The organism is Pseudomonas sp. B707 (assembly GCF_022496685.1).
In the GTDB taxonomy this organism is placed as follows: Bacteria; Pseudomonadota; Gammaproteobacteria; order Pseudomonadales; family Pseudomonadaceae; genus Aquipseudomonas; species Aquipseudomonas paraglycinae.
Genome location: NZ_WTVE01000005.1, coordinates 87,663 through 97,175, shown reverse-complemented (window position 1 = coordinate 97,175; position 9,513 = coordinate 87,663). Strand labels below are relative to the sequence as shown.

Below are 9,513 nucleotides of genomic sequence, written 5' to 3'. Positions count from 1 at the left end.
CCGATCTCTCGTTAGCGGGAGGCGAATTCTACAGCGTTACACGCTGCTGTCAACACCTCTTTTCTCCGCTTTCGACCGAGAAGATCGAACCGTTGAAAGCGCCAGACAAACCGGCATTTCCAACTCCTCCCAGGCTTCGATGAACTGAAGCGACCCGCCGTCGAAACCTACTTAACTCATTGAATCTCAAGGATTTTTCCGTTTCGACTGCGCCGGAAGTGGGGCGAATTATAGAGACTCAGAATCTGCCGTCAACCCTTAATTTGCGTTTTCTATCAAGAGAGGGAAAAAGGCCGTTTCTATATAGAGGCGAATGTATAGCTGTCACTGAATGCCGAGCCCGCCAGAAATCAACCAATCACCTTCGCATACACCGACCGATCAATATTCCCCCCGGACAGAATCACCCCGACCTTCTTCCCCTCCATCCTCCCACGCTCCTGCATCAACGCAGCCAACGCTGAGGCGCCTGCACCCTCTGCTAGGTTATGGGTATCGGTGTAATACACACGCATGGCTTCGGCAATCTCGCCTTCGCTGACCGAGACGATCCTCGCCGCCCCTTCCTTATAGACGTCGAACGCCTGCGCAATCGGCTTGCGCACAGCCAGGCCATCGGCAAAGGTATTCGCCGACGCCGTTTCGCAGATCACATTTGCTTCGAACGACAGCTTGGCAGCCGCGGCCTCCGTCGACACCACGCCCACCACTTCAGTGTTCAGTCCTAGTGCGTCGCGAGCAGCAATGACACCACAGATCCCTGATCCGCAACCGATGGGCACGTACACCGTATCCAGATCCGGCGCCGCACCGAACAGCTCCAGCGCATAGGTCGCCACGCCCTTGACCAGTTCAACGTGAAACGGCGGCACCAGAAAAAGGTCATGCTCCTGCGCCAGGCGCGCCGCCTCTTCACGGGCCTCGTCAAAATCGCGCCCGTATTCGACCACTTCACCACCAAAGCCACGCATGGCGTTGTTCTTTTCCAGCGAATTGCCCTGCGGCACCACAATCAGCGCTTTCAGGCCCACGGCCCCCGCTGCCAGCGCCAGACTCTGACCGTGATTTCCACGCGTCGCGGAGACGATGCCTTTGACTGTCGGATGTTCACGCCGCAACCAGTGCATAAAGGTAATACCACCTCTCACCTTGAAGGCACCGGTCGGCGTGTGATTTTCATGCTTGACCCAAACAGTGCAGCCCAACCGCTCGGCCAGCAACGGCCAACGGTACTGGGCGGTGGCTGGCATCACCTGGTAAACCTGGCGGGCAGCGTTTTCGATATCGTCGCGAGTGAATGCGTGCATATAGGTAGCTCCTTGGACTTTGGTCCAGTCTAGGCACGGACGCACCGCGTCGGCTTTCAAAAAACTGACCTGACTTTTATCCGACCTCTTCTCTACTATGGTGCTCATGAACCATCGAAACCGGCGCCACCCCATAACCGTCGCTGAACCGATACGTCGTATCGAGGCCGGTCCGTGGGCGATCGAACTGCTGCCGGGCGCAGCCTACTCGGCGCGGTACGTGGCGACCCAGTCAGCGATCGGCTTTGCCTTCGACAGCCAGCACGGCGTGCACGCGATTGGTACTGACCGGATACGCCCCTTCGATGCGATGCCCAATGGCCTGGCGTTTGTTCCGGCTGGATGTGACGTGCTGTCCGAGTCGCCCATGGGCGGCGAGTACCTGCGAGTGATACGCACCGACGGCAAAGCACTGGCGGGTGACCGGGCGTTCAACAATCGCATCGACCCGCAGGCCATTCACCTCGCGTCGCGAATGCGCAGTGCGCTGCTGCAAGCCTCTCTGGATGATGACTGGGAACGCTGGGCGCTCGGTCTGGCGGGACGGGTCGAAGGTCATGAAGCGGTGTCGCCTCCAGGCTCGATCACCAGCAGCCGCATGCGCCTGCTGGATGAATTCATCGACGCCGGTCTCGGCAGCCCGCTCGCCGTCCCGGCGATGGCGCAATTGCTGGAGTTGTCCGAGGGTTACTTCATGCGTGCCTTCAAGCAGGCAACCGGCAAAAGCCCCCACAGTTACCTGATCGACAGACGACTGGCCAAAGCCCGAGCGTCAATGCGCGATACAACGGACAGTCTTTCGCAGATCGCCCTCGCCTGCGGTTTCAACTCGCAGGCGCATATGACCACAGCCTTCAAACAGCGCCTCGGCGTGAGTCCGGCGCAATTGCGCACAGATTCGCGCCATAGCTCTGTTACCGACAAACAACATTCTTCTATATAGAAGAAGCGGTCACCCGGCAGCTGCCCGGCATGTCTTTACCCAAACCATTTCAGCGAACAACCAGTGGCATTCAAACGCCCGTCTGTGGTGTCCTGTTCGACAAGAGCCCGGCACGCTCACCGTCCGGCTCACTCCATTCCGGCATGCAACCGATGAGGTCCGTTTCATGAGCAAGGCGCCCTACGCACCACCCAAGGTCTGGAAACACATCGCTCCGTCCGGCGGCCAGTTCGCCAGCATCAATCGCCCGATTGCCGGGTCGACGCACGACAAGACGCTGCCGGTCGGTAAACACCCGTTGCAGTTGTATTCACTGGCCACGCCCAACGGCGTGAAAGTGACCATCCTGCTTGAGGAGTTGCTGGCGCTCGGACGCACCGACGCCGAGTACGACGCCTGGCTGATCCGCATCAACGAGGGCGACCAGTTCTCCAGCGGCTTTGTCGAGATCAACCCCAATTCGAAAATTCCGGCGCTGCTGGATCGCAGTGTAGAACCGACCATTCGCGTCTTCGAATCCGGCTCGATCCTGCTCTATCTGGCGGAAAAATTCGGCGCCTTCCTGCCCACCGACCTGGCGGGACGCACCGAAACCCTGAACTGGCTGTTCTGGCAGATGGGCTCGGCACCCTACCTGGGCGGTGGCTTCGGGCATTTCTATGCCTATGCGCCGGAAAAGCTCGAATACCCGATCAACCGGTTCACCATGGAAACCAAGCGCCAGCTGGATGTGCTTGATCGCCGCCTGAGTGAAAGCCCCTACCTCGCCGGCAACGACTACACCATCGCCGACATCGCGGTCTGGCCATGGTACGGACAACTGGTGCGCAACAACGTGTACTCCGCCGCCGAGTTCCTTTCTGCTCACGAATACACCCACGTGCAACGCTGGGCGCAAGAGATTGCCGAACGGCCTGCGGTGATTCGTGGCCAGCGCATCAACCGGACGTGGGGCGATGAAGCGAGCCAGGTTCCTGAGCGACATCAAGCAAGCGATCTGGATTGAGCTTCGCCTGATACGACGCGACGCCCGGTGCGGATTTATCGGGCGTTGCGTTCGCTACACCAACAGGTTGGCCCACTGCCCCGGCATCATCTTCGTAACCATCAGCAGCACGATCACGAACATCCCCAGAAATCCGGCAATCCCCATCCAGAACCATTTTCGGTACACGCAGCTGTACTCATCAGCGAGCCCTGCCCCGGTCTCGACCGCGCTCGAAGCCATCACGTGCAAACGCTTTTGAAGCACCAGTACCGGCAACCAGAGCGAGCCGACACACAGGAAAATGATCAAGGAGGTCAGCACCCATTCCGTGGTCAGGGGCAGTCCGGCAAGCCTGGTCAACCCGTAACCCGTCGCGATCTGGATAAAGCCCGCCGGCGTGGTGATCCAGGCGTCGAACCGTACGACCATTCTCGCCACGTGAGCGATCACCAGAGGGTTGGCTGTACGGCTCGCGGCGATCAGGTAGAGGTAGGAGCCCATGCCGAATCCGAACAGAAAAACCGCGGCGATGATGTGAATGTATTTGAGGCACAGATAGAGCACGGTCAGTTCTGCCCGTCAGAGAAATGCATCGACAGGCTCAGATTCTGCGGATCGTTGATGGCCGCCATGTATTCAGCGACAGTGATCTCGCCCACGCAGGGACGTGCGCCAGCCTCGGGCCGATATCCCCGGGCGATTTTCGCGGCCAGGGCAACGGCTGCGCAGCTCGGGATCTCCGGTCCCTTGTCATTCCGGGCGGTGAGCTGCACCGTCATGGCCAGCGGTTTTCCGCCGATACCGAGTCCTGTCACGTCGATATACATCGCGCTTTTGCCATCACCGAATCGCTCGAACCAGGTACCCCAGCGATGAAGCCGCGCCGCCCAGGGAACATGATCACGAAACGCACCAAACCTGCGGGCCAGGGCGAACAGACCGTTGGCCACACCACCCAGCTTCAGGCCCGCGCCGGCCTTGAAACTCAAGGTTCGTGCGCCGTAGCGTTTTTCGAAGATATCCATGTCCGGAACATCGACGTTCGCCAGCACCCGAACGCCCAACTGAGGCATCCTGCGCAACGTCAGATCCAGCCAGCCTGCCACCTCATGAACCTGGCCATTCCTGAGTTGCCTGATCGGCTTGCCGGCGTAGGCCAGAACACCTTCAACCGTCGACAGGCCCGGCATTTTCGCCGACGAGGAAATACCATGTTCGATCGAATCGATGCGGGAGAAGCGATGCCGCTGTTCATCGATAAGGGCCGATGAAAGTGTCGGCACCGAACTGCAACCGCTGAGAATCGCCACGCCGGCCTGTTTCGCGCGGGCATCGAGGGCTTCGATGCCGTTGACGAAGGTTCTGCAGTCGGACAAGTCGCAATAATGCACACCCGCGTCGATGCAGCGCTCGGCGACCGCATAGGATTGCCCTTGAAACGGGCCGCCGGTGTGGATGACCAGTTGAATGCCCATCGATTTCAGAGCCGCTTCAAACCCGTCCCCCATCGCGTTGCCGCACCAACTCTCGCAGACAACGCCCGACCGGGCTTTCAGCTCGTCGACTTTGCGCACCAATTTCTGCGGGTCGCGGCCGGAGATCACCAGCTCGATGTCCGGCATCTCAATCAAATGCCGGCTGACAATGCTGCCGAAATTTCCGTAACCGCCAACCACTAAAACCCTGAGTGCCACGCAATACTTCCTTGAAATGGATGACTGATTTCAGTCGGACATCTTTTACTTACGCGACTGACCCAGCGGGACAGCGCAGGCCGGGTCAACACGCCCTTGGCGCGGGAGGCGAGCGCCGCGTAGAGCGTCAAGGATGTCACCGACAACGCCCGATCAAGGCGCGGCATTGCTGCCGCAGTTTCTGATCCTTGCCTCGATTTTCATCTCGTCGGAGTGAAACGCCGCATATTACAGGAGCACGCGGGACAACGGACCAACGGCCGCTACGCTTTACTTCTCGGGGTCAGCGGCCCAATGATAGAAAACGGCACCGACTTCGAATAACGACAACGGAGGGTCGTCCACCGATCATGAACATTCTCTACGACGAACAGGTCGACGGCGTTTTGCCCGACGTCGACAAAGCCGCGTTGTTGCAAGCCCTGCAGCGCCAGTGGCAGGATCTTGAAGTCCTGCATCAGCTTGAAGAACTCAAGCCGTATGAGTGCGATGGCCTCTCCGCCTATCGCACCACGCCGTTGCTGGTGGTACTGCCACGGCACATCGATGAAGTTCAGGGCGTGTTGCGGATCTGCCATGAGCGGCGGGTTCCGGTGGTGGCCAGAGGCGCCGGGACCGGTTTGTCCGGCGGAGCCCTGCCACTGGAGAAAGGCGTGTTGCTGGTAATGGCGCGCTTCAACAATATCCTGCACATCGACCCCGAAGCCCGCACCGCGCGGGTTCAACCCGGCGTGCGCAATTTGGCGATTTCCCAGGCCGCTGCGCCGTTCGGGCTGTATTACGCGCCTGATCCTTCCTCGCAAATCGCCTGCTCCATCGGCGGCAACGTGGCGGAAAACGCCGGCGGGGTGCATTGCCTCAAGTACGGTCTGACCGTGCACAATCTAGTCAAGGTCGAGATTCTTACCGTCGATGGCGAACATCTGACGCTGGGCTCGAACGCGCTGGATTCCCCCGGTTTCGACCTGTTGGCACTGTTCACCGGCTCCGAAGGCCTGCTCGGCGTCATCACCGAAGTCACGGTCAAACTCTTGCCCAAACCCCAGACTGCCAAAGTACTGCTGGCGGCATTCGACTCCGTGGAAAAGGCCGGTCGCGCAGTGGCCGACATTATCGCGGCCGGCATCATTCCCGGCGGCCTGGAGATGATGGACAACCTGGCGATCCGCGCTGCCGAAGACTTCATCCACGCCGGTTATCCGGTAGACGCCGAAGCGATTCTGCTCTGCGAACTCGATGGCGTTGAAGCCGATGTCCACGATGATTGCGCGCGGGTCCGGCAAGTGCTCGAACGCGCCGGCGCCACCGAGCTGCGCCAGGCCCGGGATGAGGCCGAGCGCGTGCGATTCTGGGCCGGACGCAAGAATGCCTTCCCCGCCGTAGGACGGTTATCTCCGGACTATTACTGCATGGACGGCACCATCCCGCGCCGCGAATTGCCCGGCGTACTGCACGCGATTGCGCAGCTTTCAGCCGAATATGGCTTACGGGTCGCCAATGTATTCCACGCTGGCGACGGCAACATGCATCCTCTGATTCTGTTCGACGCCAATCAGCTCGGCGAACTGGAACGTGCCGAAGCGCTGGGCGGCAAGATCCTCGAACTGTGCGTGAAGGTTGGCGGCAGCATCACCGGTGAACACGGCGTGGGCCGGGAAAAAATCAACCAGATGTGCGCGCAGTTCAACCGTGATGAGCTGACCCTGTTCCACGCCGTAAAAGCAGCCTTCGACCCCGGCGGCCTGCTCAATCCCGGCAAAAACATTCCGACCCTGCATCGCTGCGCCGAATTCGGCGCCCTGCACGTACACCACGGGCAATTGCCCTTCCCCGAGCTGGAGCGGTTCTGATGGGTGATACCAAGGATTTCGATGACAGCGCCGCGTTGCTCGAACAGGTCAACCGGGCACTGGAAAGCGCCACGCCGCTGCGCATTCAGGGGGCCAACAGCAAGGCGTTTCTCGGACGCATCGTCGGTGGCGAGATTCTCGACACCCGCGCCCATCGCGGCATCGTCAGCTACGACCCGACCGAACTGGTGATCACCGCACGCTGCGGTACTCCGTTAACAGAATTGCTGAGCGTGCTGGACGCCTCGCAACAGATGCTTGCGTGCGAACCACCCTCTTTCGCCGATGACGCCACGGTCGGCGGCATGATCGCCACGGGCCTGTCCGGGCCGCGTCGGCCCTGGTCGGGATCGGTGCGCGACTTCGTGCTTGGTACGCGGATCATTACCGGTCATGGCAAGCACCTACGCTTCGGTGGCGAAGTCATGAAAAACGTTGCCGGCTATGACTTGTCACGTCTGATGGCAGGCAGTTACGGCTCGCTGGGGGTGATCACCGAAGTCTCGCTCAAGGTGCTGCCCAAACCGCGTGCGTGCCTGAGCCTCAGCCTGGAAATGACCGGTGAACAAGCTTTGCAGCGTTTGGCCGAATGGGGCCAACAACCGTTGCCGATCAGCGCCGCGTGTCACGATGGCCGGCAATTGCACTTGCGTCTGGAGGGTGGCGAAGGTTCAGTGGCGGCCGCCCATGATCGCCTTGGCGGCGAGTTGATCGACAGTTCGTTCTGGGCCGACCTCAACGAGCAACGCCTGGGCTTCTTCGATGAAGACCAACCGCTCTGGCGCCTGTCCGTGCCGCTCAACACGCCGCCGCTGAACCTGCCCGGCGAGCAGTGGCTCGACTGGGGCGGCGCGCAACGCTGGCTCAAATCCACGGCCGAAGCGGCGACCATTCGCAAAGTAGTCGGAGACGTCGGCGGGCATGCGGCCTGCTACAGCCACGGCCTGATCGATGAGCCGTTCCATCCTCTGGCGCCCGCCCTGCTGCACTATCACCGCCAACTCAAACGACAACTCGACCCCCGGGGCATTTTCAATCCCGGGCGTCAGTACGCGGAGCTTTGAGCCATGCAGACCACCCTCAGCCCGCAAGCCCGACAACTGCCCCGCGCCGAAGAGGCCGAAAGCATCCTGCGCACGTGCGTTCATTGCGGATTCTGCAACGCGACCTGCCCGACTTATCAATTGCTCGGCGATGAACTGGACGGCCCGCGCGGACGCATCTATTTGATCAAGCAAGTACTCGAAGGCAACGAAGTTACAGCGAAAACCCAGCAACACCTGGATCGCTGCCTGTCATGCCGTAACTGTGAAACCACCTGCCCTTCCGGCGTGGACTATCACAACCTGCTCGACATTGGCCGAGCAGTGGTCGACGCAGCTGTCCCGCGGCCGCTCGGACAGCGCCTGTTGCGTGAAGGGTTGCGAAACATCGTGCCCAATCCGTGGTTGTTCAAAGGGTTGGTCAATGGCGGGCAGATGTTCCGGGCGCTACTGCCCGATGCCCTGCAAGACAAACTGCCACGCAACGCGGTGATGCCTGCATCACGTCCCGACATCCGCCATGCAAGGCAAGTGCTGATGTTGGAGGGTTGCGTACAGCCGGGTTTGTCACCCAATACCAATGCAGCAGCGGCACGGGTGCTGGATCGTCTGGGCATCAGCGTGATCCCGGCCCGCGAGGCTGGTTGTTGCGGCGCGGTGAATTATCACCTCGACGCCCAGGCCACCGGCCTTGACCGCGCCCGTCACAATATCGATGCGTGGTGGCCGGCCATCGAACGGGGTGCCGAGGCGATCGTGCAGACCGCCAGCGGTTGCGGTGCGTTCATCAAGGATTACGGGCATTTGCTTCGCGCCGATCCAACTTATGCCGAAAAGGCCAAAGCCGTCAGCGCGCTTGCAAAAGATCTGGTTGAGGTGCTGCGCGAAGAGCCGCTCGAATCCTTAGGCATCCACGCCAATCAACGTGTGGCTTTCCATTGCCCCTGCACCTTGCAGCACGCGCAGAAACTTGGCGGTGTGGTGGAGTCGTTGCTGGTCCGACTGGGCTTCGACCTGACTGCAGTCCCCGACGCCCATCTGTGCTGCGGCTCGGCAGGTACTTACTCGATCACCCAACCGGCGCTGGCCAGATCACTGCGCGACAACAAACTCGCTGCGCTGGAGAGTGGTCATCCCGAGATCATCGCCACCGCCAACATCGGCTGTCAGGCACACCTCGATGGCGCCGGCCGCACGCCCGTCAGGCACTGGATCGAACTGGTGGACGCGCATTGCCGCTGAATGTCCGGAGTGCCTGCTACCCTTCAAGCGGTGGCGCAGACAAGTCTTCATGACGGATAAAGATGTGGCCTGCATCGCGCACCAACTGTCGCCACTCGGAAGCGTTGATAAGTCCCTGCTCCAGCATCTCGTCGGCCCCCTTGAGCAACTCATCGTATTGATCCTGAGGGTCGAGCTGCTCCCGAGACTGTGTTGCCAGATTGCGCCAGGCCGACAGGGAGTCTTTTTTGCGTTGATCGAACATATCGAATGCCTCGCGAAGATGACATCGGGTAGAGCCGGTTCGGTTCTGCGTCGTTCGATACATGCGACGAGTGGAAGGCGATGCGGTTGCGGCACTCAATGTTCGTTATGAGCTAATAACCCCTTCATTAAACGGTCGCTCAAACGTTGTACTAGGATAGGATCCAAATTTCCCGATTTGTGGTCGCCGGCCAAGGACATCA

General features: G+C 60.3%; 9 protein-coding genes. 5 read left to right on the top strand and 4 right to left on the bottom strand.

Annotated features, from left to right (window positions below):
• Nucleotides 1–350: 350 nt before the first annotated feature.
• A complete protein-coding gene (locus tag GQX66_RS01665) occupies nt 351–1,307 on the bottom strand; it encodes a threonine dehydratase (RefSeq protein WP_240865720.1) in 957 nt (318 codons plus the stop codon).
• Between the two features lie 97 nt (nt 1,308–1,404).
• On the opposite strand from GQX66_RS01665, the gene GQX66_RS01660 reads away from it, so the two are divergent.
• A complete protein-coding gene (locus GQX66_RS01660; RefSeq protein ID WP_085748368.1) occupies nt 1,405–2,250 on the top strand; it encodes an AraC family transcriptional regulator in 846 nt (281 codons plus the stop codon).
• 166 nt (nt 2,251–2,416) lie between these two features.
• Nucleotides 2,417–3,256 carry a glutathione-dependent disulfide-bond oxidoreductase gene (gene yghU / locus GQX66_RS01655; RefSeq protein ID WP_240865688.1) on the top strand — a complete coding sequence of 280 codons (840 nt, stop codon included), beginning with the start codon at nt 2,417–2,419 and terminating at the stop codon, nt 3,254–3,256.
• 54 nt (nt 3,257–3,310) lie between these two features.
• Here the strand turns inward: yghU and GQX66_RS01650 are convergent, their stop codons facing one another.
• Together GQX66_RS01650 and GQX66_RS01645 are read right to left on the bottom strand one after the other, a co-directional pair.
• A complete protein-coding gene (locus GQX66_RS01650; protein WP_240865674.1) occupies nt 3,311–3,802 on the bottom strand; it encodes a DUF2269 domain-containing protein in 492 nt (163 codons plus the stop codon).
• A gap of 2 nt (nt 3,803–3,804) precedes the next feature.
• Nucleotides 3,805–4,932 carry a saccharopine dehydrogenase NADP-binding domain-containing protein gene (locus GQX66_RS01645; RefSeq protein WP_240865669.1) on the bottom strand — a complete coding sequence of 376 codons (1,128 nt, stop codon included), beginning with the start codon at nt 4,930–4,932 and terminating at the stop codon, nt 3,805–3,807.
• Nucleotides 4,933–5,282: 350 nt separating this feature from the next.
• On the opposite strand from GQX66_RS01645, the gene glcD reads away from it, so the two are divergent.
• The 3 genes from glcD to glcF are packed head-to-tail and all read left to right on the top strand — an operon-like array spanning nt 5,283 to nt 9,067.
• A complete protein-coding gene (glcD, locus tag GQX66_RS01640; protein WP_240865667.1) occupies nt 5,283–6,782 on the top strand; it encodes a glycolate oxidase subunit GlcD in 1,500 nt (499 codons plus the stop codon).
• Nucleotides 6,782–7,846 (top strand): glycolate oxidase subunit GlcE, encoded by a 1,065-nt coding sequence (gene glcE, locus GQX66_RS01635; protein WP_240865664.1) that lies wholly within the window; start codon nt 6,782–6,784, stop codon nt 7,844–7,846. Before glcD ends, glcE begins: the two co-directional genes overlap by 1 nt.
• A 3-nt stretch (nt 7,847–7,849) precedes the next feature.
• A complete protein-coding gene (gene glcF / locus GQX66_RS01630; RefSeq protein WP_240865662.1) occupies nt 7,850–9,067 on the top strand; it encodes a glycolate oxidase subunit GlcF in 1,218 nt (405 codons plus the stop codon).
• A gap of 16 nt (nt 9,068–9,083) precedes the next feature.
• Here the strand turns inward: glcF and GQX66_RS01625 are convergent, their stop codons facing one another.
• Nucleotides 9,084–9,311 carry a hypothetical protein gene (locus GQX66_RS01625; protein WP_085748376.1) on the bottom strand — a complete coding sequence of 76 codons (228 nt, stop codon included), beginning with the start codon at nt 9,309–9,311 and terminating at the stop codon, nt 9,084–9,086.
• Nucleotides 9,312–9,513 lie beyond the last annotated feature (202 nt).